Source organism: Mycobacterium sp. DL99 (genome assembly GCF_004762045.1).
GTDB lineage: Bacteria > Actinomycetota > Actinomycetes > Mycobacteriales > Mycobacteriaceae > Mycobacterium.
Map to the genome: position 1 here is coordinate 3,437,972 of NZ_SJOM01000007.1, position 25,313 is coordinate 3,463,284.

General features: G+C 67.0%; 26 protein-coding genes and 1 pseudogene. 11 read left to right on the forward strand and 16 right to left on the reverse strand.

Features of this window, described 5'->3' with window-relative positions; all coding sequences use genetic code 11:
• Positions 1-38: 38 nt before the first annotated feature.
• Positions 39-1,412, reverse strand: coding sequence for a DUF7159 family protein (locus tag EYZ64_RS32055; RefSeq protein ID WP_167857863.1), 1,374 nt, complete (start codon positions 1,410-1,412; stop codon positions 39-41).
• A 212-nt stretch (positions 1,413-1,624) separates the two neighbouring features.
• Between EYZ64_RS32055 and EYZ64_RS16975 the strand changes: the two genes are divergently transcribed.
• Positions 1,625-3,082, forward strand: a complete 1,458-nt coding sequence (locus tag EYZ64_RS16975; protein WP_135454971.1) for a peptide MFS transporter — start codon at positions 1,625-1,627, stop codon at positions 3,080-3,082.
• On the opposite strand, the gene EYZ64_RS16980 is transcribed toward EYZ64_RS16975, so the two are convergent.
• Positions 3,076-4,023: a threonine ammonia-lyase gene (locus tag EYZ64_RS16980; protein ID WP_135454973.1), complete on the reverse strand. Its 948-nt coding sequence runs from the start codon at positions 4,021-4,023 to the stop codon at positions 3,076-3,078. The two genes, EYZ64_RS16975 and EYZ64_RS16980, sit on opposite strands and share 7 nt — an antisense overlap.
• Positions 4,024-4,121: 98 nt before the next feature.
• On the opposite strand from EYZ64_RS16980, the gene EYZ64_RS16985 reads away from it, so the two are divergent.
• From EYZ64_RS16985 to EYZ64_RS16995, 3 genes and pseudogenes are all read left to right on the forward strand, one after another.
• Complete coding sequence (locus EYZ64_RS16985; RefSeq protein ID WP_135454975.1) at positions 4,122-4,544, forward strand: acyl-CoA thioesterase; 423 nt, start codon at positions 4,122-4,124, stop codon at positions 4,542-4,544.
• 49 nt (positions 4,545-4,593) lie between these two features.
• Positions 4,594-5,356 (forward strand): annotated as a pseudogene (locus tag EYZ64_RS16990) (arginase family protein).
• A gap of 84 nt (positions 5,357-5,440) precedes the next feature.
• Complete coding sequence (locus EYZ64_RS16995; RefSeq protein ID WP_135454976.1) at positions 5,441-5,665, forward strand: Rv3202a family protein; 225 nt, start codon at positions 5,441-5,443, stop codon at positions 5,663-5,665.
• On the opposite strand, the gene EYZ64_RS17000 is transcribed toward EYZ64_RS16995, so the two are convergent.
• From EYZ64_RS17000 to EYZ64_RS17010, 3 genes are all read right to left on the reverse strand, one after another.
• Positions 5,617-6,522: a cytochrome c biogenesis CcdA family protein gene (locus tag EYZ64_RS17000; protein ID WP_135454978.1), complete on the reverse strand. Its 906-nt coding sequence runs from the start codon at positions 6,520-6,522 to the stop codon at positions 5,617-5,619. The genes EYZ64_RS16995 and EYZ64_RS17000 overlap by 49 nt on opposite strands.
• Before the next feature lie 9 nt (positions 6,523-6,531).
• Complete coding sequence (dsbE, locus tag EYZ64_RS17005; protein ID WP_135454980.1) at positions 6,532-7,050, reverse strand: disulfide bond-forming protein DsbE; 519 nt, start codon at positions 7,048-7,050, stop codon at positions 6,532-6,534.
• A gap of 107 nt (positions 7,051-7,157) precedes the next feature.
• Positions 7,158-8,039: a TIGR03854 family LLM class F420-dependent oxidoreductase gene (locus EYZ64_RS17010; RefSeq protein WP_135454983.1), complete on the reverse strand. Its 882-nt coding sequence runs from the start codon at positions 8,037-8,039 to the stop codon at positions 7,158-7,160.
• Between the two features lie 86 nt (positions 8,040-8,125).
• Here EYZ64_RS17010 and EYZ64_RS17015 point away from each other — a divergent pair, with 86 nt between their 5' ends.
• Positions 8,126-8,563: a DUF6188 family protein gene (locus EYZ64_RS17015; RefSeq protein WP_135454985.1), complete on the forward strand. Its 438-nt coding sequence runs from the start codon at positions 8,126-8,128 to the stop codon at positions 8,561-8,563.
• 40 nt (positions 8,564-8,603) lie between these two features.
• Here EYZ64_RS17015 and EYZ64_RS17020 read toward each other — a convergent pair whose 3' ends face one another.
• A complete protein-coding gene (locus tag EYZ64_RS17020) occupies positions 8,604-9,086 on the reverse strand; it encodes a hypothetical protein (RefSeq protein ID WP_135454987.1) in 483 nt (160 codons plus the stop codon).
• 178 nt (positions 9,087-9,264) lie between these two features.
• On the opposite strand from EYZ64_RS17020, the gene EYZ64_RS17025 reads away from it, so the two are divergent.
• Positions 9,265-10,545, forward strand: coding sequence for a cytochrome P450 (locus EYZ64_RS17025; RefSeq protein WP_135454990.1), 1,281 nt, complete (start codon positions 9,265-9,267; stop codon positions 10,543-10,545).
• 4 nt (positions 10,546-10,549) lie between these two features.
• On the opposite strand, the gene EYZ64_RS17030 is transcribed toward EYZ64_RS17025, so the two are convergent.
• The 4 genes from EYZ64_RS17030 to EYZ64_RS17045 all read right to left on the reverse strand — a co-directional run bounded on the left by EYZ64_RS17030 (position 10,550) and on the right by EYZ64_RS17045 (position 14,704).
• Complete coding sequence (locus EYZ64_RS17030) at positions 10,550-10,936, reverse strand: cupredoxin domain-containing protein (RefSeq protein ID WP_210115521.1); 387 nt, start codon at positions 10,934-10,936, stop codon at positions 10,550-10,552.
• Positions 10,937-11,058: 122 nt separating this feature from the next.
• Entirely contained in the window at positions 11,059-12,486 is a 1,428-nt protein-coding gene (locus EYZ64_RS17035) for an APC family permease (protein WP_135454991.1), read from the reverse strand.
• A gap of 109 nt (positions 12,487-12,595) precedes the next feature.
• Positions 12,596-13,702 (reverse strand): glycosyltransferase, encoded by a 1,107-nt coding sequence (locus tag EYZ64_RS17040; RefSeq protein ID WP_135454994.1) that lies wholly within the window; start codon positions 13,700-13,702, stop codon positions 12,596-12,598.
• Between the two features lie 87 nt (positions 13,703-13,789).
• Positions 13,790-14,704 (reverse strand): dienelactone hydrolase family protein, encoded by a 915-nt coding sequence (locus EYZ64_RS17045; protein WP_135454996.1) that lies wholly within the window; start codon positions 14,702-14,704, stop codon positions 13,790-13,792.
• A 67-nt stretch (positions 14,705-14,771) separates the two neighbouring features.
• Between EYZ64_RS17045 and EYZ64_RS17050 the strand changes: the two genes are divergently transcribed.
• The 3 genes from EYZ64_RS17050 to EYZ64_RS17060 all read left to right on the forward strand — a co-directional run bounded on the left by EYZ64_RS17050 (position 14,772) and on the right by EYZ64_RS17060 (position 18,036).
• Positions 14,772-15,698, forward strand: a complete 927-nt coding sequence (locus EYZ64_RS17050) for an SDR family oxidoreductase (RefSeq protein ID WP_135454998.1) — start codon at positions 14,772-14,774, stop codon at positions 15,696-15,698.
• A gap of 99 nt (positions 15,699-15,797) precedes the next feature.
• The gene (locus EYZ64_RS17055) at positions 15,798-17,588 is read left to right on the forward strand and encodes an N-acyl-D-amino-acid deacylase family protein (RefSeq protein WP_167857864.1); all 1,791 of its coding nucleotides are present in this window, start codon (positions 15,798-15,800) and stop codon (positions 17,586-17,588) included.
• A complete protein-coding gene (locus EYZ64_RS17060) occupies positions 17,578-18,036 on the forward strand; it encodes a nuclear transport factor 2 family protein (RefSeq protein ID WP_286175015.1) in 459 nt (152 codons plus the stop codon). The genes EYZ64_RS17055 and EYZ64_RS17060 overlap by 11 nt, the downstream gene beginning before the upstream one ends.
• A 9-nt stretch (positions 18,037-18,045) precedes the next feature.
• On the opposite strand, the gene EYZ64_RS17065 is transcribed toward EYZ64_RS17060, so the two are convergent.
• The 4 genes from EYZ64_RS17065 to bfr all read right to left on the reverse strand — a co-directional run bounded on the left by EYZ64_RS17065 (position 18,046) and on the right by bfr (position 22,648).
• Positions 18,046-19,416: a type I glutamate--ammonia ligase gene (locus tag EYZ64_RS17065; RefSeq protein ID WP_135455002.1), complete on the reverse strand. Its 1,371-nt coding sequence runs from the start codon at positions 19,414-19,416 to the stop codon at positions 18,046-18,048.
• 29 nt (positions 19,417-19,445) lie between these two features.
• Complete coding sequence (locus EYZ64_RS17070) at positions 19,446-19,928, reverse strand: carboxymuconolactone decarboxylase family protein (protein WP_135455003.1); 483 nt, start codon at positions 19,926-19,928, stop codon at positions 19,446-19,448.
• A gap of 41 nt (positions 19,929-19,969) precedes the next feature.
• Positions 19,970-22,030 (reverse strand): MDR family MFS transporter, encoded by a 2,061-nt coding sequence (locus tag EYZ64_RS17075; protein ID WP_135455005.1) that lies wholly within the window; start codon positions 22,028-22,030, stop codon positions 19,970-19,972.
• 138 nt (positions 22,031-22,168) lie between these two features.
• Entirely contained in the window at positions 22,169-22,648 is a 480-nt protein-coding gene (bfr, locus tag EYZ64_RS17080) for a bacterioferritin (RefSeq protein WP_135455007.1), read from the reverse strand.
• 242 nt (positions 22,649-22,890) lie between these two features.
• Between bfr and EYZ64_RS17085 the strand changes: the two genes are divergently transcribed.
• On the forward strand, positions 22,891-23,526 hold the full coding sequence (locus EYZ64_RS17085) for a fatty-acid--CoA ligase (RefSeq protein ID WP_135455010.1): 636 nt from the start codon (positions 22,891-22,893) through the stop codon (positions 23,524-23,526).
• On the forward strand, positions 23,526-23,741 hold the full coding sequence (locus EYZ64_RS17090) for a (2Fe-2S)-binding protein (protein ID WP_135455012.1): 216 nt from the start codon (positions 23,526-23,528) through the stop codon (positions 23,739-23,741). Before EYZ64_RS17085 ends, EYZ64_RS17090 begins: the two co-directional genes overlap by 1 nt.
• Here the strand turns inward: EYZ64_RS17090 and EYZ64_RS17095 are convergent.
• Both EYZ64_RS17095 and EYZ64_RS17100 read right to left on the reverse strand, forming a co-directional pair.
• Positions 23,738-24,493: an enoyl-CoA hydratase/isomerase family protein gene (locus EYZ64_RS17095; RefSeq protein ID WP_135455014.1), complete on the reverse strand. Its 756-nt coding sequence runs from the start codon at positions 24,491-24,493 to the stop codon at positions 23,738-23,740. The genes EYZ64_RS17090 and EYZ64_RS17095 overlap by 4 nt on opposite strands.
• 56 nt (positions 24,494-24,549) lie before the next feature.
• The gene (locus EYZ64_RS17100) at positions 24,550-25,275 is read right to left on the reverse strand and encodes an EthD domain-containing protein (protein ID WP_135455016.1); all 726 of its coding nucleotides are present in this window, start codon (positions 25,273-25,275) and stop codon (positions 24,550-24,552) included.
• Positions 25,276-25,313 lie beyond the last annotated feature (38 nt).

Genomic DNA, 25,313 nt, shown 5'->3' on the forward strand with positions numbered 1-25,313 from the left:
TTGACGAACTCGCGCGGATCTCAGCAACGTCACAGCGATCAGGGCGCGGCGGGATCGGGCGCAGGTAACTGAGCCTCGGAGGGTAAGGGCTCCGGCATGGGTGCCGTAGGTTCTGTCGCCGGAGCCTGCGCAGCCGTCTGTTGTATCGGTGCCGCCTCTGGCGGTGCACTCGGCGGAGGCGTCGGAACCTCGGATGCCGGCGCCGGCGGAGGTGCCTCCGATGTCGGGGACGGTGCCGGCGACACCATGGTCTCGGTCGGCGGGGCCTGGCCTGCGGGCGGGGATTCTTGTCCCGCTTCGGGCGGAGGGGCACCGGGGACGTGCTCGGGCGTCTGCGGTGACTGCTCCGGTGGCACCGGCTCCAGCTCGGAGCCGGGAGGCGCGAGCTGCCCGTCCGGCAATACGGTGTTCTCAGATGGGGCCGTGGCACTTTCGCCGATGACGTATTCCGGCGCGACGTCCTCCACCGGCTCCAGCATCGGCGGCACCTCGGACGGCGCGGGGGTGGCGGCCGCGGGCGGCTGGTGCACGACGGCCGAGTCGCCCGACGTACTCACCACCGGACGGGTGCTCCGATGCGGAGTCGGCTCTGAACCCGGCAGCAGCTGCTGACCCACTGCCAGCGCCAGCGACACTCCGAAGGCCAGCACTCCGCCGAGCAATATTGCCAGCGGGGTCAATTGCGTAGCGGGCCAGCGCCACCCGGCCGGGGCCATGCCGTTGTCGGCCGGCGTCCGGCCCCGGCGCACCGAAGCCAGCGCGGCGCCCCGGGCCAACGGCAATCCGGGTTCGGCGGGCGTGAACACCGGCACCGCCAGGGCCTGTTCCAGCTTCGGCAGCACCGAGTCCAGATCGACGGCAGAGCCCACCACCACGAGCGCATCGGGACGTGGATCAGCCGCGTCGAACGTGTCGGACAGCCAGGTGGTCAGGCCTGCCACGGTCTCGATCCCCCGGCTGACCGTCGTCTGCACGGGAGTGCCGTCACGGACCGTCATTGCCTGCACGACATCGGGTTCCAGGACGCATACGCCGGTCGTGTCGAATCCGACGATGCCGGCGATGCGATGCGCGAGCGCATCCGTGGCCTGCGGCAGCCGAACCGGAACCACGGAGGCGTACCCGGCCTCGGCCACCTTTTTCAGCAGCACCGCGGCCTCGGCGCCTGCGCCCGAACTCCACGTGACACCGATCGTTGTCAGCCGCCGACCGTGTTCTGCCGCAACCTTTTCGGCGCGCCGAACCGCGGATACCACATCAGCGCAGATCTCGCCGGTTCGTGATGGCGTATAGCCGCGAATGTCGAAGGCGTCGTGGTCGATGGTCGCCCCGTCAGCCTCGCTGCCCTCGACCAGGACCAGACCGACGGTGGACGGTGTCAACGAAACACCGAGCACCGCCTCCACATGCACCCCCGAAAAGTGTGGCCATCGTCCCAAACGTTTCACGATGACATTACCGGGTGGCAGCATCGTATCCATCCCCTGCACCTGCGATGCCCGCATCCGACCCGCGACGAAATGTGCTGTGCCACAGAAGCGCCAGTACACAACGGCGTTCCGGTTTGCCGCCGACGCCGTCAATTTCGACCGACCGGACCGCTCCCGTGGCAAGGTTATGGCCCATGCAGCAAGGGCAGGACTCACCACGCCACCGCACGCTCTTCGGCCATCCCATCGGGTTGGCGAACCTGTTCGGGGTGGAATTGTGGGAGCGCTTCTCGTTCTACGGGATGCTCACCATCCTCGGCTACTACCTGTACTACATGGCGGCCGACGGCGGCCTGGGGTTACCGAAGAGCACCGCGACCGGCATCGTCGGCGCCTATGGAGGCCTGGTGTACCTGTCCACCGTCCTGGGCGCGTGGATCGCCGATCGGGTGCTGGGCATGGAACGCACGGTGTTCTACGGCGGGGTGGTGGTGATGGCGGGCCACATCGCGCTCGCGGTCGTTCCGGGCCTGTCCGGGGTCGGCGTCGGCCTGGTGCTGGTAGCCCTGGGATCCGGCGCACTGAAGGCCAACGCTTCCTCGCTGCTCGGCACGCTCTACGACAAGAACGACCCGCGTGCCGACGGCGGCTTCACCCTGTTCTACCTCGGAATCAATCTGGGCGCCTTCGTCGGGCCGCTGGCTACGGGACTGTTGCAGACCCGGGTCGGCTTCCACTACGGGTTCGGCGCGGCGGCCGTCGGTATGGCGCTCGGCCTCACGCAGTACGTGTTGTTCCGGCGCAATCTCGGGACCCACGGACGCGTCGTGGCAAACCCGTTGCCGCCGCGGGCAATCGGCAAGGTCATCGGCGTCGTCGCCGCACTGGCCGTGGCCGTGACGGTGCTGTTCGCGATGCACGTGGTCGAGCTGGCCAACCTGTCCCAGTTCACCACCGGGGTCATCGTCGTGGCCTCGGTGGTGTATTTCGTGGTGATGTTGACCAGCGCCAAGGTGTCCGAAACCGAACGCATCCGGGTCCGTGCCTTCATCCCGCTGTTCATCGCCAACGCGGTGTTCTGGTCGCTGTTCCAGCAGACCTTCACAGTGCTGGCGGTCTACTCCGACGAACGCGTCAACTGGTCCGTCTTCGGCTGGACCGCACCGTCGAGCTGGATCGGGTCGATCGAACCCGTCTGGATCATCCTGCTCTCCCCGTTGTTCGCGATCCTGTGGACCCGGCTGGGCAACCGGGCACCGACCACTCCGCGCAAATTCGCCTACGGCGTGATCGGCATGGGCGCGGCTTTCCTGCTGTTCCTGCCGATGGCACCGTCCACCGGCAGGGTGGTACCCGCACTACTGGTGGCCGGCATCATGGTGGTGTTCGCGGTGTCTGAACTCCTACTGTCGCCGATCGGCCTCTCGGTGACGACAAAGCTTGCGCCAGAGGCATTCCGGGCTCAGATGATGGCGCTGTTCTTCTTCTCGGTCGGCCTGGGTACGGCGATGTCGGGCGTGCTCGCACAGCGCTACGATCCCGCGCACGAGTTCGCCTACTTCGGCGTACTCGGGGCGGTCGCGATCATCGTCGGTGTCGTGGTTCTGCTGATGTCACCGCGGATCAGCCGGCTGATGGAAGGGGTTCACTGAGACAGGATCTCGGCCAGCAGCGGTGGCTCGATGTTGCCGCCAGAGACGATCACGACGGCGGGCCCCGGTGGCGCCGCTGCCTTCCGGTAGCCCGCCAGCGCCACCGCACCGCTGGGTTCGGCCACCAGGTGCGCACGATGCGCGAGTTCTCGCACTCCTGCACAGATCTCGTCCTCGGTCACGGTGATGACATCGTCGATCACACGTTGCAGATGGGCGAACGTCAATGCGGACGGTGTCGAGCGCAGTCCGTCGGCAATGGTCCGATTGCGTTGCGCCACAGACCAGTCCACTCGGTGACCGGCGGCCAGGCTTTCCGCGGTGTCTGCGGCGAGTTCGGGCTCGACGCCGAATATCCTGGCCCGCGGGCACAACGCCCGGACCGCGGTACCCACACCCGAGGCCAGGCCACCGCCGCTGATCGGGATGTAGACGGATGCGACGTCGGGGAGATCCTGCGCGATCTCCAACCCGATGGTGCCCTGGCCGGCGATCACGTCAGGATGGTCAAACGGTGGCACCAGCACACCGCCGGTGCGCTCGACCAGTTCGGCGGCAACCGATTCACGCTGCCCGGCCCCACACAACACCACCTGCGCCCCGCGATCCCGGGTGGCCTGCACCTTCACGACCGGCGTCTCCTCGGGCATCACGATGTGGGCGGCAACGCCATAGGCCGCAGCCGCATACGCCACCGCCTGAGCATGATTACCGCTGGAGTAGGCCACCACTCCCCTGGCCCGTACGCCGGGATCGAGCCGGCCCAGCGCGTTGAACGCACCGCGGATCTTGAAGGCGCCGATCGGTTGCAGATTCTCGGGCTTGAGCCACAACGGCCGACCGGGGTCGCCCCATCCGGCCGCCAGCAGCGGGGTTCGCACGATGTCGGAGTCGATCCGCCGGGCCGCGGCGTCGATGTCGTCGAGGGTCACCAGCTTCACCACATCAGTCTCTCCTGCGGACCGCACCCGCGAAAGTCCGGGCCGCGGCACCTCCCGTTACCGTGGAGCGGCAGACCCGCCGGCATCGGAGTGCTCACGTGACCCAGTACAGCTTCGGCATCGTTCCGCGTTACGCCGAGATCGACCAGCAGGGTGTGGTGTTCAACGGCCACTACCTCACCTGGTTCGACGAGGCATGTACCGGGCTGTTCGACCACCTGCGGGTGAGTTATGCCGACCTGATCGCCGATGGCCTCGACATGCAGGTGGTGCATACCGAGATCGATTTCCGGGCGCCGGTCCGGTGGCGGGAGTCGGTGCGGATCGCCGTGCGGTGCGAGCGCATCGGTACCACCAGCTTCACCCTGGGCTTCACGGTGCTGGGCACCGACTCCGCCGGTGACGAGCAGCCCCGGGTGTGCGGCAGCAATGTCTACGTCGTCGTCTCAACCGGCGACTGGTCCAAGCGAGAAGTCCCCGAAGGTGTTCGCGCAGCGCTCAGTTCCGTTGCCGGCCAATGAATCTTTCGACCCGAGCGTGCCGTGCCGCCCTCGGCGGTAATGTCTGCTCATGGCCGATCAGCACGATCACGGTCCGCAGCGTGAGTTGCCGCCCGGCATGGCCGAGCAACTCGGTCTGCCGCACTCGGGCATGGTCTCATTCGGGCACCGCCCAATCCTGACCGAGACGGCCCAACTCGACGCCTGGCAGCCCGATGTGGCGATCGTCGGTGCGCCGTTCGACATTTCGACGACGAACCGTCCAGGTGCCCGGATCGGTCCCCGGGCGATTCGGGCCACGGCCTATGAACCGGGCACTTACCACCTCGACCTCGGCTTGGAGATCTTCGACTGGCTCGAAGTGGTCGATTTCGGCGACGCGTACTGCCCATACGGTCAGACCGAGGTATCCCACGCCAACATCCGCGAGCGGGTCCACGCGGTGGCCTCGCGCGGCATCGTTCCCGTGGTGCTCGGCGGCGATCATTCGATCACCTGGCCGTCGGCGACCGCGGTGGCCGACGTGCACGGATACGTGCAACGTCGGAATCGTGCACTTCGACGCTCATGCCGTTCTCGACCCCGCGCACGCACCGGGCACCGGCACCCCGGAGCCCGGCGGTATCACCAGTGCCGACCTGCTGCGGATGGTGCGTGAGCTGTGCCGCACCCACGACGTGGCCGGGGTCGACGTCGTCGAGGTGGCCCCGGCCTACGACCACGCCGAACTCACGGTGAACGCCGCGCACCGGGTGGTGTTCGAGGCGCTGGCGGGCATGGCCGCCCGGCGGCGTGACGCCACTCAGACCCCGGCAGGGCCGCCCGCGCGCTGAACAGCCGGAAATTCACGTTGAAACGCCAGTTCACGGGTAGCACAATCGGTATGGACGGCGATGCCGGTCGGTGAGGGGGCAATTATGACGCACGCCAACGGTGACGACTTCGATGACGGTTTCGATGACGACGCCCCGGAGGCCGATGTCGTCGAACAACTGATACCGGTCGGTGTCGACGATGAGGACGACGCGATGTCGGATCTGCGGCGGGTACGGATCTCAACCGATGCCGACGCCACCGAAGCCGATCTGATCGATCAGGCGATCGGGGTGCCGCTGGACGACGAGTCCGATTTCGATCGCTGAGCGGACCGCGCCCGTACCGCCGTCCGCGCCACCATTCCTGCCACGGCCAGGGCCACCAGTGCCATCAGCCATGGCCACGCCCCGTGCCGGTGCACCCACCCCGCGAGCGTGCCCTGCAAGCGCCCGGCGGCGGCGATCACCGGATCTTCGGGATTGCCTCCGGCAGTGAATAATTGGATCTCGTACCAGCCGTAGTACGCGACGTAGGCGCCGACGACGATCAACAGCGCTCCGCTGATCCGGCTGACGTAGGGAATGACGCGTCGCAACCGGTCGACCACCACCGTGCCGGCCAGCGCCGTGGCGACGGCCAGCACGCCGACGACGAGGGCGAAACCCGCCGCGTACGCGGCGAACACCGCCAGCCGATGCAGTGCCGTATTCGATTCCAGAGTTGCGCCGGTGACCGCCAGGAACGGTCCCACGGTGCACGACAGTGACGCGAGCGCGTACCCGACGCCGTAACCGGCCATCGAGCCGAGTCGTGCGGTCGGCGCCCAACCGGTGTGGCCCGCCACAGCGTCGGGCAGTAGCAACCCGAGCCGGCGACCGGCCAGCAGCCAGCCGCCGAGAACGATCAGGATGACACCGATGAGCAACGTGACGTACGGCAGGTAGCGCTGGACGGTGCTCGCGGCCGCGACCGTGAGCAGCCCGAATGTGCCGAACACCGCGACGAATCCGGCGGTCATCACCAGGGTGGCGACCAGCGCCCGGCCCAGCGCCGGCAGCGGTCCATGCGGCGAGGTGCCCCGCACCACCAGCGCGAGGTACCCGGGCAACAAGGCGAACCCACAGGGGTTGAGTGCCGCGACGAGTCCGGCGCCGAACGCCAACCCCACCAGGTTGTCTGGCACGCCGGTGACTTAGCTCTTCAGGGCCGCGACCCGATCGGCCAGCTCCTGCTGCGGCATCGCCGACGTCGGGTTGTTGACGAACGTCGATGACCCGTCGGCCCGGTAGAAGACGTAGGCGGGCTGCCAGGGCACGTTGTAGCGGGCCCAGATCGACCCGTCGGCGTCATTGAGATTGGGGAAATTGAGGTGGTACTTGTCGACGAACCCCTGCATGGCTCCGACATCGGAGTGCGCCGCGATGCCTACGAAGCTGACCTGCGGGTTGGCCGCCGCAACTTGACTCACTGACGGCGCCTCGGCGTTGCAGAACGGGCACCACGGCGTCCAGAACCACAGGACGGCGGGCCGCCCGGCCAGGCTCGACCCGTTGAACGGGGCACCCGACAAGGTGGTGCCGGTGAATTGCAGCCGGTCGTCGGCGGCCGCTGCCGGCGCCGCGACCAGTGCGAACACCATCGCGACCGCGGACAGCAGGCCCAGCAGGCCGGGTGTGAACGCCAGGTGCAACCGCGCGAGTCGCATCCTCATGGCACCGTCTCCTTCGCTCAGGGCGCAGGCACAGGTGCGGCGTGCGCATAACCCTGACACGGCGGTAGGCACATCAGAGTTCAACGGTGTGCAGTTTTGCGCACCCGTCAGTTCTGCCGCGGCAACAGTTCGGCGGCGAACCGGTCGAGGAACGCACCGCGGTCGGCGGGACCCGCCGCCCTGATCACGAACTTGGTCAGGCCGGCGGCCACGTAGCGATCGAGTTGGCGGTGCAGATCGGGCCAGTCCGCGGCGATCAGCTCCTCGGGGTCGATGTCTGGTCTGCGGCGGCGGACCGCGGCGAGCAGATCAGCCGGGAGCGCGCCGTCCCCGACGGCGAGGCTGATGCCGAAGTGGTCGGGCTCGATGGTGCGGCCCGCGGCAACCGCCTCAGCCTCGATGCGGCGGCGCGCTGCGGCCGCCTCGTCGGCGGTGAGGAAGCTGCCCAGCCACCCGTCGCCGAATTTGCCGATGCGGGTAAGGGCCGCCGGCGCCGACCCGCCCAGCCAGATGTCGATCGGGGTCGCCGGTACCGGTTGAACCTGCGCGGAGCGGACCGTGAAGTACTCCCCTTCGAACGACACATCGCCGCCGCGCAGAGCTGCTCGCAGCAGGTCCAGCGATTCGTCGAAAACCGCGGCCCGGCGGCCGTCGGGTACGACGAAGATGTCCCGCTCGGGAGACAGTGCCGAATGCAGGCCGAACGCGGGCAGCACCCGCTTGGGCGCCAGTGCCGCCAGAGATGCCAGTTGTTTGGCCACCAGAACCGGATGGCGTCCCGGCAGGATCGCCACCGAGGTCCCGACCTTGAGCCGCCGGGTGCGTGCCAGCGCGTAGGCCATGCCGACGAACGGATCCACTGCCGGGGTGTAGACCAGTTCGGAGAACCACACCGAATCGACCCCGGAACTCTCCAGGTGATCGACGATGCCGCCCAGTTCGTCCGGGGTGGTTTCAGCGCCGAGTCCCACGCCGAAGCGGACCTTCATCGAGGATGTCCCATGCCATTCATATTGGACGTAACACCCAAGGTGCGCCTCTTGTGCCCGGTCAGTCTGCGGTTCAGAGTAAGAAAATGAGCGAACAATGGATTCAAGGGTGCTTGGTCCAGCGGATCACATTTCGTGATGGCCTGGTGCTCAACCTCGACGACTACAACGAACTGGTCATCTCGGTCCCGCTGGAACTGACGCTGCCGCCAACCGGAGCCGACGATCCCGAAGTGGTGTCGCTGGATCCGCGCGCACTCCGCAACGAGGTACGGCCCCTGTTCGATTTCGCCGGCCAACGCTGCACCCATGCCGATTGGGAGAACGACGGCAGCCTCCACCTGTGTTTTTCCGACGGCCACCGGATCGATGTCCGGCCCGACGAACGCCACACTTCGTGGGAGCTGTACGGGAAGTACCACGGCTACGCCGCATGCCTGCCGCACGGGCGGGTCCGGATCGTCCGCCACGATCAGGATGACTCCGATCAAGACGGCGACGCCCGCACCCGCGAGAGCGGCTGACCGGCATACGGCGCGGCCGTTGGTACCTATCGGTGGGGCATCAGCCCACGCCGACCCCGATGATCGGGATCCAGACGCCGAACAGCCACACGCCCCACTGCCGGAACCCGTTGTCCCACACCGGGTTCAAGTTGTAACCCCAGTAGTTCACGGTCGGCGGCAGCGGTCCGCCGTTCCAGTGCATCGCCGGCGGCGGGCCCCAACCCCACGGCGGCGGGCCTCTACGGTCATCCCACCAGTCGTGCCGGTTGTTCGCCCACCAGGGACCCTTGTCGTCCCAGTGATCGCGGTGGTCGAAATCAGGGCCACGATTGCCGAAATCGCGCCCTCGATTGTCGAAATCACGGTCATGGCCGGGCGGCCCGCCATCACAGAACGGGAAGCAGTCGTCGTTGCCGTGCCCCGGCTTGAGCGGTACCGGCACAGCGGGCGATGCCGACGCCACCGGAACCCCCAACCCCGCAGCGCCTATTCCGAACGCACCGACCGTCAACGCAGCCGCCACGAACCTGGTCAGTTTCATACCTGGACCTCCTACAGTCGTGACCCCGGCGCCGGCCATCCCCCAATGGCCCGGCGCCGCAACGCCTTGCAACTCGCCGCTGGACCGAGCGGCGGAACGTGCACCCCGGTGGGGGTATCGCCGCGACGGATCCGAGCGTTACGCGTTCTCCGGTCGGCTCCGGCTCTAACCTGGCGGGGTGGGTATCGCACCGCGGGTCAATGGGGCACCTCCTCCGGACGTGCCGCGCTCGGAGATCGATCTGGGATCGTGGCAGTTCTGGCGCGAGGACGACGACATTCGCGACGGAGCATTCGCCGCGCTGCGACGTGAGGACCCGATCTCGTTTCACCCGGCATGCGTCCTCGGCGGTTTTCCCGAAAGCCCCGGGCACTGGGCGGTGACCAGGTACGACGACGTCTTCCACGCCAGTCGTCATCCGGAGATCTTCAGCTCCGCGTCGGGAATCACCATCGGCGACCAGACAGTGGAACTGGCCGAGTATTTCGGTTCCATGATCGTGATGGACGATCCCCGCCACACCCGCCTGCGCAACATCGTGCGCAGCGCATTCACGCCGCGGGTGGTGGCGCTCATCGAGGATTCCGTCCGTGATCGGGCCCGGCGACTGGTTGCCGACATGGTGGCGAGAAATCCCGACGGCACCGCCGAACTCGTCACCGAACTCGCGGGTCCCCTACCGCTGCAGATCATCTGCGACATGATGGGCATCCCCGAGCCGGACCATCAACGGATCTTCCACTGGACCAACGTGATCCTCGGGTTCGGCGATCCCGATCTGACCACCGACTTCGACGAGTTCCTCAAGGTGGCGATGGACATCGGCGCCTATGCGACCGCGCTGGCAGATGAGCGACGCGCGGTGCCCACCGAGGACCTCACGACAAGCCTGGTTCAGGCCGAGGTCGACGGCGAACGGCTGACCTCCGCGGAGGTGGCCTCCTTCTTCATCCTGCTCGTGGTCGCGGGCAACGAGACCACCCGCAACGCCATCAGCCACGGCCTGCTCACACTCACCCGATTCCCCGAACAGCGCGAGAAGTGGTGGTCGCGGTACCAGGAATTGGCCCCCACCGCGGTGGAGGAGATCGTGCGCTGGGCGTCGCCGGTGAGCTATATGCGCCGCACGGTCACCCAGGACACGGTGCTCGGCGGGACGCCGCTGCCCGCCGGGGCCAAGGTGACGCTGTGGTACGGATCGGCGAATCGGGACGAGTCGAAGTTTGCCGATCCGTGGACGTTCGACGTCACCCGCCATCCCAATCCCCATCTCGGATTCGGCGGCGGCGGTGCGCATTTCTGCCTCGGAGCAAACCTGGCACGCCGTGAGATCACCGTGGCGTTCGAGGAACTGCACCGCCAATTGCCGGACATCGTCGTGACCGAGGAACCCGACCGACTGCAGTCGCAGTTCATTCACGGCATCAAACGGATGCCGGTGGCCTGGTCCACCCGCTGACGGTCTACTTCACCGTCAGCGTGCCCAGCATCGCCGGGTGATAGAGGCAGTAGAAGGCGTACTCCCCCGGCTCCTGGGGAGCCGTCAGCGTCGCACGTCCCTTGCCCTCGATGTGGACGTCGAACAGCCCCTTGGTCCGCGACGTCACCGAATGCTCGACCTCGTCGTTATTGATGATCGTGATCTCCGTGCCCGGCGCGACGGGTCCGAGGGAGCTGAATCCCATGCCCTCGATCGTGATGACGGGGCCGGTCGGGACCGATGTACCGGGGCTGGTCGTGACCGTTTCGGAATGCTGGCCCTGGCCGGCCGGCGAATTGGCTTGCCCGCACGCAACACTCGCCCCCGCGAGCAGGACCATCGACACCGCCAACGCTGCAAGTCGAGACATCCGGGCCCCCTGAGGTTCGTCCTGACCGCAGACAATTATCGCCCCGTCAGGGCCCGATGTGTCCGATTCCGTCGATCCGACATCTCAAGTCCGCGTCGGCACCCTCGCCGCACCGTTGACCGTCATGAGGTGCTCCCGACCCGACGACCGGTGACCACACCGGCCGCGAACGCGGCGACGAGCACACCGACGATCACCCAGGCCAGCACGCTGGAACCGCCGACCAGATCGTTGAGGTTGGTCAGGATCAGCACCAGCGCACCCAGCAGACCCGCCAGACCGAGCCCCGGGGCGATGCGCACTCGCCACAGTGAGTGGCCGTGCCGGTCGCGAGCGAAGTAGACCAGGACCGCGACACTGGTGGCGATCATCAGCAGCACCACACCGACCGTCGTCGCCCCGGCGAACCAGGTGTAGAACTGGGCGGCCGGGTCCAGCCCGAACACCACCGCCAGCAGGACGCTGACCGCCACGACACCGGAGATCCACAGCGAAGCCTGATGCGGTGAGCCGTGCCGATCGTGCGGTTGGCTCAGCCGCGCGGGCAGCACGTCGCGCTGCGACAGCGCGAACACGTAGCGCGACGCCACGTTGTGGAAGGCCAGGATGCAGGCGAACAGGCTGGTGAAGTACAGCACCGTGATGATGTCGGCGCCGGCCGCACCGATGTACCGGTGCGCGGTGTCGCCGAGGAAGGTGGAGCCGGAGTCTGTGGCGCGGGCGATGGCCTGCTCGTCACCCCAACCCGAGATCAACGCCCAGCTGGTGACCGCGTAGAACACCCCGATCAGGATCAGCGCCAGGTAAGTGGCCCGGGGAATCGTCCGCTCGGGAGTGCGGGCCTCGTCGCGGAAGATCGCGGTGGCCTCGAATCCGACGTAACTGATGATCGCGAAAAGCAGACCGATCCCCAATGACCCGGAGAAGATCGCGCTCGGGTTGACGATGCCCGAGGACAGTCCGTGGTCGCCGCCGTTGGCCACGATCACCAGGTCGAGCACCAGAACGATCGCGATCTCGGCGGTGAGCAGCACGCCCAGCAGGCGGCTGGACAGCTCGATGTTGCGGTAACCGAGGTAGGTGGTGACGGCAAAGGCCACCGCGGCGAACACCCACCAGGGCAGAGCCGGCCCGCCGGCCAGCTCGACGACACTGGCCCCGGCTGGCCCGAGCAGTCCGTACACGCCCGCCTCCAGCGCCACGTAGCTCACCAGTGCCACGAAGGCGATACCGATGCCTGCGGGCAACCCGAGTGACTGACGAACATAAGAGAAGAAGGCGCCCGCCTCGTCGACATACGGCGTCATCGCCGTGAAGCCGACCGCGAACAACAGCAGCACCACCGTGGAGGCGATGAACGTGGCGGGGAATCCGGCACCGTTGCCCGACGCGATACCCAACGGCACCACACCACCGATCACCCCCAGTGGTGCGGCCGCGGCCACCACCATGAAAACGATCGAGGCCACCCCGAGGTTGCCGCGCAGCTGCCGGCCGGCCGGCGGCGGTTGGTAGCCCAACGATTCTGGGGCTGTGGTGATTTCGGACATGCTCGACCGTCCTTCAGGCAGCGTGCGCGTAAACATGACCCGGGGAACATAGGGCCGGGGTGTGCCGGCACAACAGGTCTGGCGTCATCGTGCGCAAAAGTCGGTTTGCCTAGCGCGCCCCCAACACATCGAGCATCCCGGCCGCGGATCGCGGCCAGGTGAACTGCTCGGCCCGCTGACGCGCGCTGCTGCGCCGCAACGGTTCGGGGCGGCCGATCACCGAGGTGACGGCGCGCGCGATGGCGTGCGCGTCGTTGTCGGCAGTGGCCCCGCTGTCGCAGGTGAGGATCTCGGCCAGCGCCGAGGTACGTGACACGACCGCCGGAGTTCCACAGGCCAGCGCTTCCAGCGCGGCCAGGCCGAAGGTCTCGTGCGGTCCCGGTGCGAGCGCGACATCTGCCGAGGCCAGAATCGACGCCACCGTATCGCGGCAGCCGATGTACCCCGTGAAGGCCACCGGCAGCCCACTGGCCTGCCGTTCGAGCCGGGCCCGCAACGGCCCCTCCCCGACCACCACCAGCCGCGCATCCACTCCCGAATCACGCAGGGCGGCAACCGTATCGATGCTCCGGTGGGCGTGTTTTTCCACCGACAACCTGCCACAGTGCACCAGGAGGGTCTGCTGCGGTGCGGCCCAGCGGCTGCGCATCTCGGCGCACCGGCACCTCGGGTGGAACTGCTCGAGGTCCACCCCGAGCGGCACGGTCGCGACGTTGTCCGCGCCGATCCGGTCGAATTCCTCACGCGCGAAGCCCGTGGTGCACACCACTGTGTCGTAGTTGGCCGCGGTGCGACGGTTGGCGATGTCGGCCACCATGACCGCGGCCGACCGCGGCAGCACCTGACCGACCAACCGGTCCAGGCGTTCGTGGGAGATCATCACCGTGGCCACACCGTGTTTACGGCCCCACGGGCCCAGCGACCTCAGGGTCAACCGGTCCGACACCTCGATGGCGTCGGGACCGAGTTGCTGCAACAACGCCGTCACCGGACCGGGCAGCACCGCCCGGTAGCCGCCGGTGAACGGGATGAGCCTGGCAGGCAAGGAGATCCGCACGACGCCACTGGCGAGGACATGGCGCTGCGGGTGCGGACCCGGGACGATGAGATACACCTCGTGGCCCAGGGCGCAATACTCTGCGCCCAGGCGGTCGACCGCGGTCCGGAGGCCTCCCGATCGCGGGCCGTAGAAGTTGGCTACCTGGACAACCCGCATGCCACGATCAGAACCGGGCCGCGTGTGCGGTCAACAACGCAGCTGGAACCGAGACCTGAACAGTCGCTGAACAAGCCCGGGCGAGGCTCAGGCGAGGTGCGTCGCGAACCAGCCCTGGATGCGGCGCCAGGCATCTGCCGCGGCAACGGGCTGATAGCGATCACCGGTGTCGTTGAAGAACGCATGGTTGGCGTCGGGTTCGGTGATCAACTCGTGCACCATCCCGGCCTTCTCGAGCGCCGCGCGTACCACTGGTTCTGTTGCGTTGACCCGCTGGTCCAAGGCGCCGTAGAAGGCGAGCACCGCGACGTTGCGGGAGCCGGCGAAGTCCGGGTCATCGGGGGCCGGACCGTAGAACGGCACTGCGGCGGCCAGCGCGGGAGTGCCCGCCGCCAAGAGCCGCCAGACCAGCCCACCCCCCATGCAGAAGCCCACGGCGGCGACCTTGCGGCCCGGCGCGCGCCGCTGCACCTCTTCGATGCCCGAATTCAGGTTGGCGATGAACTCCGGTGGTTCGATCTTGCTCAACGCGGCAGTGGCGTTGGCCGGGTCGGCGAATGCGGCGGTACCGCCCTGACCTGAGAGCAGGTCGATCGCCAGTGCCGAGTACCCGGCCCCGGCGAACCGCCCGGCCACCGAACGGATGTGGTCGGTGAGCCCCTTGTTCTCGTGGATCACCAGAACGGCGCCCCTGGGTTCCGGCGCGGCGGCCCAGGCACCCTGCAACGCACCGCCGGGGCCGGTCCAAGTCACCGAGCTGGTGGGCAGGGCGCCCTGCAGTCCGGGCGGCTGGGCCGGTGCCGGCGCGGTACTCGGAGCCGCGTCGGGGGTTGCGGTGGTGTTGGCATGCTTCGCCTCCCCGCAGGCGGCGATCAGCGCGGTCGCCGCGGCGGCGCCGATTCCCAACAGTCCCAGTCGACGCAGCGCCTCCCGGCGCGACAACAACCCGTCGAGGTGATCGGTTGCGATTTCCTCGGCGATGTAGCGCTGCAGTGGAGTCACCTCCGCCAGTATGCGCCGAAATGCCGAACCGCAGCCTTAGAACTGCGCACGGCGGGATACTCATCCGATGGGCTGGACACCGGACCCGGAAGCGCTGCGGGGATACATCGCCGTGGTTGCCGGGGCCACCCGGGGCGCGGGCCGGGGCATCGCCGCCGCGCTGGGCGAGGCCGGTGCGACCGTCGTGTGCACCGGACGCAGCAGCCGATGCGGAAGCCGCGACTCCGACTACGACCGGCCCGAAACCATCGAGGAAACAGCCGAATTGGTCACGGAACTGGGCGGGTCCGGCATCGCCGTACAGGTCGACCACCTCGATGTGACCCAGGTGCGCATGCTGGCCGGACGGCTCAAGGCCGACTACGGACACATCGACATCCTGGTCAACGACATCTGGGGCGCCGAGGTGCTCAAGGGACCGCCCGACACCTGGGGCCGGCCGATGTGGCAGCACGATCTCGACGACGGGTTGCGGATGCTCCGGCTGGGACTCGACACCCATCTGATCACGTCGCACTGTGTGCTGCCGCTACTCGCCGACCGACCCGGCGGGCTCCTGGTCGAGGTCACCGATGGGACAACCGAATTCAACGCCACCAACCCGCGGCTCTCGGTCTTCTACGATCTGGTCAAGACCGCGGTGAACCGACTGGCCTTCAGCCACGGGCACGAGCTCGCCGCGTTCGGGGCCACCGCCGTCTCCGTCACGCCGGGTTGGCTGCGCTCGGAGATGATGCTCGACAACTACGGCGTCACCGAGGCCAATTGGCGGTGCGCCCTCGACCTGGCCCGCACCGACGGCTATCCGGCCGCACCGCCGGGCTTCGCCGAATCCGAGTCGCCGCGGCTCGTCGGTCGCGGGATCGCCGCGCTGGCCGCCGACCCGCACCGGGCCCGCTGGAACCAGCAGTCCGTCAGCTCGGCCGCACTGGCCCGCCACTACGGGTTCAGCGACCTCGACGGGCGCGTGCCAGACGCGTGGACCCCGCTATAACCCCAGGTGGGCAGGCATCCCACCCGAGCAGTAGACATTTTTTCAAATCTGTTCACTATTTTCATTGACAGTGGCGTTACCGGCCTGTTCTATGGCTGGGTGAGCTTCGACACGATCATTCGCAACGGCCGGTGGTTCGACGGCACCGGCGCCCCGTCAGCAGTCCGCAACATCGGAATTCGCGACGGGCATGTGGTTGCCATCTCCCCCGAGTTTCTCGACGAGACGGACTGCCCGCAGGTCATCGACGCCGCCGGGAAGTGGGTTCTGCCCGGAATGCTCGACATCCACACCCACTACGACGTCGAGGTGCTCAACGGCCCGTCGCTGTCGGAGTCACTGCGCCACGGCGTGACCACCGCGATGCTCGGTTCCTGCTCGTTGTCGACCGTGCACGTCGGCGGGGTCGACGCCGGCGACCTGTTCGGCCGGGTCGAGGCGATCCCGCGGGACCAGGTGATCGCTGCAGTGGACGACAACAAGACGTGGACCGACTGCGACGGATACGTGACGGCGCTGGAGAGCCTGCCGCTGGGCCCCAACCTGGCCGCCTTCATCGGGCATTCTGATATGCGGACCGCGGTGATGGGACTCGACCGCGCCACCCGTAAGGACGAGCGGCCGACCGCGGCCGAGCAGGCCCGGATGGAGCAGATGCTCAAAGAGGCCCTTGACGCCGGCTTCGTCGGGATGTCTTCCCAGCAGCTGCTTTTCGACAAGATCGACGGCGACACCTGCCGGTCCCGCACCCTGCCGTCGACCTACGCCAAACCCCGTGAACTGCGCCGGCTCAAGTCGATGCTGCGCCGCACCGGCCGGGTGCTGCAGTCCGGTCCCGACATCCAGAACCCGCTCAACCTGGCCTCCCAGGTGGCCCAGTCACTCGGGCTGTTCCGCAACAACCTGAAGACCAGCCTCCTGTCGGCGGCCGACATCAAGGCCAACCCGTACGCGATCCGGATGATGGGTCCGCTGGCCCGGGTGGCCAACGCACTCGGCGGCAACTTCCGGTGGCAGCACCTGCCGGTGCCGTTCGAGGTGTACGCGGACGGTATCGATCTGGTGGTGTTCGAGGAATTCGGTTCCGGCGCGGCGGCGCTGCACCTGCGCGATGAGGTCGAGCGCAATGAACTGCTGCGCGACGAGGAATACCGTCGCAAGTTCCGCAAGGACTACGACAACAAGTTCGGGGTGCGGGTCTGGCACCGGGACTTCTTCGATGCCGAAATCGTCGCCTGCCCTGATGAATCCGTGGTCGGCAAGTCGTTCGGTCAGGTCGGTCAGGAGCGCGGCGAGCTCCACCCCGTCGACACCTTCCTGGATCTCGTGCTCGAGCACGGCACCGCGCTGCGGTGGCGCACCACGATCTCCAACCACCGGCCCGAGGTGCTCAAGAAGCTGGCCCGCGATCCCGGTATTCAGCTCGGGTTCTCGGACGCCGGTGCGCACCTGCGGAATATGGCGTTCTACAACATGGGGCTGCGGCTGCTGCGGCATGTCCGTGACGCCGAGCGGGCGGGCACGTCGTTCATGTCGATCGAGCAGGCCGTGCACCGGCTCACCGGTGAGCTCGCCGACTGGTACCGGATCGACGCCGGCCACCTACGCGTCGGCGACCGCGCCGACGTGGTGGTCATCGATCCGGAGCGTCTCGACGACTCCCTCGATGCCTACGCCGAGGAGACCGTCGACCACTATGGCGGGCTGTCCCGCATGGTGAATCGCAACGACGAGACCGTGACCGCGGTGTTGGTCGGCGGACAAACGGTCTTCGCCGGCGGTCAGCTGACCGGCCTGGTCGGCAAGCAGCGCACCGGCCAGTTCCTGCGGGCCGCACACCAGACCCAGTCGATCTCCGCCAAAGACAGTGAGCTGACCAGTGTCCGTTGACGACGTATCAATTGAAGAAACTGTCCACGGAATGTGGAAAGCGCTGTCGGATCGCGACTGGGAAACGCTCAAGACGTACCTGTCCGACGACTGCATCTACCTCGACATGCCGGTGGGTCCCGCCGCTGCTGCCAAGGGCCCCGAGGACATCGTCAAGCGCCTCAAGATCGGTCTCGAACCGCTGGCATCCTACGAGAACTTCCCGGGCCTGCTCGTGGAGAACGGTCGTGATGCCATGTACGAACATCATGAGGAATGGCATTGGGCCAGCGGCGAATCCGCCGTGCTGAAGTTCGTCACGGTGCACCGGATCGAGAACGGTAAGGTCACGCTGTGGAAGGACTACTGGGACATGAGCGCCCTGGCCAACCACGCCCCGCCGGACTGGCTGGAGAACTTCGCCACCGCCGACATGTCGTGGGTGTTCGACGCCACCGGGCTGGTCTGACGCAGAGGCTCACAAACTCCAAGCCATCCGGAACCGCTCGGTGAGTTGCTCGGCGTCCAGGTCGCCGAAGTGCTCCTGTTCGTAGTCGCGCACCGCGAGTACCGCGTCCACCGCCGGGTCGCCGAGGATTCCGCGGATCAGCGTCGAGGAACGCAGCGCGGCCAGGTTGTCGGCCTGCCGGTTCGGCAGGAGCACAATCCCGTCGTCGGCGCGCTGGGCGTCGGTCAGCGAGTCCGGGTCGACCCGCACCTCAGGTCCCAGCGCCAGCCTTCGCCTGATTCCGTGCTCGGCCAGCCCGAGGATGGTCGCGGTCGCCAGGTAGGGGTTGGCCGAGGGGTCGATGACCTTGACCTCGACGTTGGCGCCATACGGGTTACTGGGGCCGCCGATCAGGAAACGTACGGCGGCTTCCCGATTTTCGGTGCCCCAGCAGTTATAGGCGCCCGCCCAGTAGCCCGGCTGGATGCGCAGCCCGGACAGCACCGATCCGCACAGCACACCCTGCGCGGCGGGCAACCCGGCGAGCAGCCCGGCCAGCGCGGACTCGCCTTCCGGCGTCATTCCCTGCGTCCCGGTCCCGCCGGAGAACAACGGCACACCCGCCAGGCTCAGCGAAAAATGTTGGTGAGCACCAGAACCCACGCCAGTGGCAAATGGCAACGGGGAAAGGCTCACCCGCAGCCCGTAGCGCCGGGCGACCCGGGCCACGATGATCCGCATCAGTACCAGCTGGTCGGCGGCGGCCACCGGCGGCAGCGGCGCCAGCGAGATCTCGAACTGGTTGCACCCGTACTCGGGATGGAATTGCTCGATCCCCACTCCGGAGCCGTTGGCCGCATCGGTGACATCGCGGACGAATCCCTCGAACTCGAGCACCCCGGCCAACCCGTACTGCGCCCACAGCACCGACGGTAGCCGGGCCCCGTCAGGCCCGACGAGTACGAACTCCACCTCATGGCCCACGAGTGCGGTCAGGTCGGCGGCTTCCAGCCGGTCCTGCACGCGCTGCAGCACGCCCCGGCTGCAGTACGGATCTCCAGAACCGTCCTGGTTGTAGAAAGCCGCTGGGGCCCAGGCCAATCCGTCGCCGAGAATCCGTAGCGCGCCGAGGTCGATGCGGATCCGCTGATCCCCCACCACCCCGATGGCCTCGCTCATCGCGATACCGGTCTGGTCGATGGTGAACGCGTGAAACACCGGGCTGGCACCCAGACCGGGATCGGCGAAGATCCCCATCCGGCGCAGCGGAACGGTTTTCGCGTGGGTCAACCCGGCCGGGCTGACCACCGTGCCGATCAGCGTCGCGACGCCGTCGGATTCCAGCTGCGCGATAGCTGCCGCAGCCAGGGGTTTCGCCGGTCGTGATGATCCAGCCGTCACAACCTCATTGTGCGCCGAGGCGCGGTGCGCTACAGCGTGATCTTGCAGGTTTGGCCGATGTCGAGCGTCCGCAACATCCGGCCCATACCCAGCCACATCGCACACGACAACGCCAGGTCGGTGAGCAGTTCGGCATCGAACTGCTCAGCGGCGCGGTCCCAGAAGTCCTCGTCGTCGCGGAGTCCGGTGTGATCGCTCGCGAAGCGCTCGGCGAACTCGGCGGCGATCCGCTCCTGCGCGCTGTAACCCGGCCAGGTCCGCCACTCGGCGGCGTGATCGTAGAGATCCTCGTCCACTCCCGCCGCGGCCCCGTCGGAGTCCCGGGTGTTCTGGCACACCACACATTCGTTGTCGAGGGCGATCACCATCCGGGCCAGCTCGCGTACTCGCAACGGCAACCGCCCCTTGGTGTACACCGCGTTGGTGTAGTTGGCCATGGCGGTGCCGATCTCGGGAGACCTGAGGATCCAGCCGGCCACGTCGTCGTCGGGAAATTCTCCGATACGGCTCATGGCCGAATCGTACGCAAGACTCGGCAATTCTGGAACAAGTTCTAGTTTTTCGGTCCCGAGCTATTCAGCTCGGTGGCCCGGTCCTCGTCACCCCAGTCCCGTTGCACCACGATCCGGTGGGCGATGCGCTCGAGCGCGGCCTCCACCTGGGCCCGGTCCGGGCGGCCTTCGAAGGACGGGGATTCGCCCAGCTTGTCGACGATTCGCCCTACCAGCGCCGCGGACACGCCGTCGACCTGCCGTACCCCACTCTGGGTCAGCCACAGGCTGTCCCCGGTGCGCAACACGTAACCGTCCCGCACTAGCCGGTTGAAGGTCGGCTCGAGCACTTCGAACGGCACAGCGAGCCGGTCCGCGATCTCGGTCAGGCGGGCTGTACCGAAAATCTGGCTGTGCCGGTAAATCTTGAGCAGCGCCCACAACCCGGCCACGTCCAGCTCGCACCCCGGCCCGCCGGCCACGTTTCGCAGCCGGATCTCCGGTGAACTGCGCATCAGCCGGCTGACCACGTTTTCCAGCACCTGGTCGGCAGATTCGGAACTCGGCATGCCGAAGCCCTCGCCGAGATCGGCCGCCAGCGTGGCCTCCGCCTCGAGCAAGGGCACCTCTTTGAGGAACAGCGCCACGATCAGGCCGACCAGTGCCACCGGCGCGGCACACAGGAACACCAGGTCCAGCGCGTCGGCGTAGGCGTTCACGATCGGGGCCGCGACCTCGGGCGGCAGCTCGTGCAAGGCCTTGGGCGACGCACCCGCGACGGGCGGGGCGCCGCTGGCCGCGAGCGCCCCCGGCAGCCGGTCCGACAGGAATCCGACGAACAGCGAGCCGAAAATGGCGGCACCGAAGGAACTCCCGATGGTCCGGAAGAACGTCACCCCGGACGTCGCGACGCCCAGATCCGAGAAATCGGACGTGTTCTGCACGATGAGGACGAGCACCTGCATGCACATGCCGATACCGGCGCCCAGGATCAACAGGTACAGCGATTGCAGCGGGATCGGTGTCGCGGCATTCATCCGCGACAGCAGCACGAAGCCGACGAGCATGATCGCCGTACCGGCGATCGGATAGATCTTGTAGCGACCCGTGCGGCCCACCAGGCTGCCGCTGACGGTCGAGGTGATCAGCAGCCCGATCACCATCGGCATCGTCCGCAGTCCGGATTCCGACGGTGACACACCGTCCACGAACTGCATGAACGTCGGCATGAAGGTCAGTGCACCGAGCATCGCGAAGCCGACCACCAGCGACAGCACGCAGCACATGGTGAAGACCGGGTTCCGGAACAGGCGCATCGGCAGAATCGGTTCGGCTGCCTTGGTTTCCGCCCGCACGAACATCGCCAGGGCCAGGATCGACCCGACCACGAGTCCGACGATCGTCGGTGACGTCCAAGCCAACTCGCCGCCGAGGCTGGTGGCCAGGGTGAGGCCGGACGCCCCGATTCCGACCCAGACGATTCCGGCGTAATCGATCACCGGACGTGCCGGCCGGGACGTCAGTGCCGGGATGGTGGCGGCCGCGACCACGAGCACAACCAGGCCGACCGGGATGCTGAGCCAGAACGCCCACCGCCAGCCGAGGTGATCGGTGACGAAGCCGCCCAGCAGCGGACCCGCCACGGTCGTGACACCGAACACCGCCCCGAGCGCACCCTGATACCGCCCACGGTCGCGCAGCGGGATGACTTCGGCGATCAGGGCCGAGGAGGTCACCATGATCGCGCCGCCGCCGATCCCCTGCAGTGCCCGCGCCGCCACCAACATGGCCATCGAACCGGACAGACCGCTCAGGACCGATCCGATGAGGAAGCACAGGACCGCGGCCTGGTACACCACCTTGCGGCCGAAGATGTCGCCGACCTTCCCGACCACGGCGGTGACGACGGTGGAGGCGAGCAGGTAGCTCGTCACGACCCACGCCTGATGGCCCGCACCGCCGAGATCCGCCACCACGGTCGGCAGGGCCGTGGCGACGATGGTCTGGTTCAGCGACGCCAGCAGCATGCCGAGCAGAACGGCGACGAACACGAGGTTGCGCCTGCGCACACTCAGCAGCGCTGCGCCGGAGGTCTGCTCGGCGGTGGTTGATGGGCTCGACATGTCTTCCTTTCACCAGCCTGCCAGTTCAACCATGACTATCGTTAGACAAGCTATGAAAGTTACAGCACGAACAAAACCGCCCTGGGTCACCGGCTACCCAGGGCGGCTTCGATCGAAACGGGCGGCGCTTACCAGGGCCTAATGGGGCGGCCGGGAGACGCACTGCGCGGCGTAGAGAGCGTCGCCCAGCTTCTCCATCAGCTCCAACTGGGTTTCCAGATAGTCGATGTGACCTTCCTCGTCCGCCAGGATGGTTTCCAGGATGTTCGCCGAGGTGGCGTCCTGCTTTTCCCGGCACATGATGATCCCGGGCTTCAGCCGCGCGACCACCTCGTACTCGATCGCCAGGTCCGCCTCGAACTGTTCACGAAGCGTCTGGCCGACGCGCAGCGAAAACAGCCGCTGATAGTTGGGCAGACCGTCCAGGATCAGGATTCGGTCGGTGATGGTCTCCGCGTGCCGCATCTCTTCGAAAGACTCCGAGCGGGTGTGCTCCGCCAATTCGGTAAATCCCCAATTGTCCTGCATTTTCGAATGGAGGAAATACTGATTGATTGCCGTGAGTTCGCTTGTCAATTGCTCATTGAGCAATTTCAGAACATCCGGATCGCCTTGCATCGTGACTCCTAAGCACCTTGAGGGCTGGTCAAGTGTTGCCGCATGCCGTGCACATCCAATCTAGTGCAGAAAGCACTGTGGCATGCAATGGTTGTCGGCTAATTCGGCGTGTCCGTGCGACATTGTCCGACCCTCGCGGCGACCCGGAGCGAGGCGTGGCCACGAAGAGTGGACTGGCTGTCCTAACTAAGGTTAGACTGCACTAATCTGTTGGTGTGCTTCCAAAGAAAGGCCGGTAACGAATGAGTGAGTACGATTTACACTCGCTCATTCTTTCGTGCGATTTCCGCGTCGACGACGTCGAACAAATGTGGAAATGGATGAAGAAACACCGTTCCGGCCTATTATCGATCGGCGCCCATCATGTCGTGCTCTACAAATCAATTTGGGAACCCGGCCGGGTATTGGTGACGATCGGCATACGGCACGCCCGGTCCATCCGCGACGTGTTGCGTTCACCAGCGATTTTCGAGTGGTTCGATATTTCCGGCGTCGAAGATATTCCGCCGATATTCGGCGGCGAGGTGGTCGAGAAAATCGACCTGACCGAGCCGTCCCCCGAGGGTCACGTGGCCGGGGTGATCGTGGGTGCGGTGGCCACCGTCGACGACGTCCCCACCCTGATGCGCAAAGTGCACGACGGTCTCGACCGCTTCGAGCAGGGCGGCATCCGCAAGATCTGGGTCTACCAGGCGCTCGACGACGGCCAGGAAGTGATGATCCTGCAGGAGGTCTCCGACGAGATCGCCGCCCGGCAGTGGATCGATCACCCCGACGCGGCCGCCGAGTGGATGACCACGGCCGGTTTCGGTGCGTACCCGAGCCTGTTCGTGGGCAAGTTGGCCTACATCATGAACGTCGACGAGCAGGACGACTGATGTTCGTCTGCCTCTGTACCGGCGCGACCAGTCAGGTCGTCAACGAAATCGTGGAATCCGGAGCCACCACATCGAAAGAGGTGGCCGAAGCCTGCGGCGCCGGGGCCGACTGCGGACGGTGCCGGCGCACGATCCGCGCCATCATCGCCGCCCATCAGGCGGCCGACGGGCGTCCCTCGGAGTTCAACGGCTGCCCGTCACGCGTCACCCGCTAGCGCTTGCGATCGGCGAACTGAGCCAGCGCATCGACGTTGGCCGCCGCGCCGACCAGTTCACCGAACAACGCCTTCTCCCGTTCCACGGCCGCCGAGATCTGGTCCCGGATGGGCGCCACCATGGCCTGCTTGACGGCGATCAGGCTCGAAATCGGCTTGGCCGCCAGGGTTTCGGCATACCGGCGGGCATCGGCCAGGAGGTCATCGGGCTCGCAGACCTTCCAGATCAGGCCCATCTCCCGGGCCTCGGCGGCTCCCACCCACTCCGAGGACATCAGCAGCCAGGCGGCATTCTGCCTACCCAGCAGCCGTGGCATCAGATACGACGAGGCCGCCTCAGGCGCCACCCCCAGGCTGGTGAACGGACACTTCAACCGGGCCGAGGACGACATGAACGCCAGGTCGGCGAACCCGAGGATGGTGGCGCCGATACCCACGCCGACCCCATTAACCGCACAGATCAAGGGCTTCGGGAAATCGGCGAGCACCTCGAGCATCCCGTAGAACCCGTGCTCACCCGGGGTGGATTCCGGGTTACTGATGCGGGTCTGCATCTCGACGAGGTCGTTGCCCGCGCTGAACGCCCGGCCGGCGCCGGTCAGCAGCACCACGGCCACATCGGGGTCCTCGGCCGCGGCGCGCAGGGCAACCGTCGTCTCGTCATAGAGCGCCTCATTGAACGCATTGAGCGCGTCGGGACGGTTGAGGGTCAGCGTGCGAACCCGATTGTTGTCCTCGATCAGCAGGATCATCTCTCACTCCTCGCGTACGCGCCGTGGCCGCTGCAGCCTAACTAGAACACGTTCCACTAATGCCGGCCGGGTGCGGGCAACCCGCCGCCGAAGGGGCTGACGTAGACGTAACGGCTGGTCGGCACCGTGTCGATATTGCCGCTGGCGCCGAAGGCGTCGGTGCTGGCCACCATGCGGCGCATGCGATCGCCCAGATCGTCGTCGTCGGCAGCGCCGAAGAACGCATGCAGATCCGACACCGCCTCCTGGCGGAACAACTCCTCCACGATGCCGTCGATCGCCGGGGCATCGTCCGTCAGCGCACGGACCACGGTGTTCTGGGTGTAACCGAACGTGTCCTGGGTTTCGATGGCCACCGAGGTGTGGTCGATGTGCCAGCGGTGCAGCCAGGTGGCCCGGTCCAGGTCCGAAGGCCGGCGCAGCAGCGCGATATTGGCCAGGCCATCGGTCCGCTCCCCCACCCCGGTCGCCGGCGGAGGCATCGGAACCGATTCGGTGACCAGATACGCCGCCAGCGAATCACATTCAGCAGCAAGCACTTCCAAAGCCCGGACGGCCTGTTCGCCGTAGTACTGCTGGACCCACAGGCTGACCACCGCGACCACCGGTGGGTCCAACGTCGTCAACGTCATCAACGACTCCCGCACCGCATCGTCACGGACATTGACCGTCAGGCCCGGTAGCCCGAGCGCCAGCAGCTCGTCGGCGACGCTGGTGCGCAGCCGCTCACACCACCGCTGATCCGATTGTGCGGCGCGCAGCAGGACGATGACTTTCTCCACGGTCTCCAGAACCTACCGGCGTCCCGATCCGCGCCACG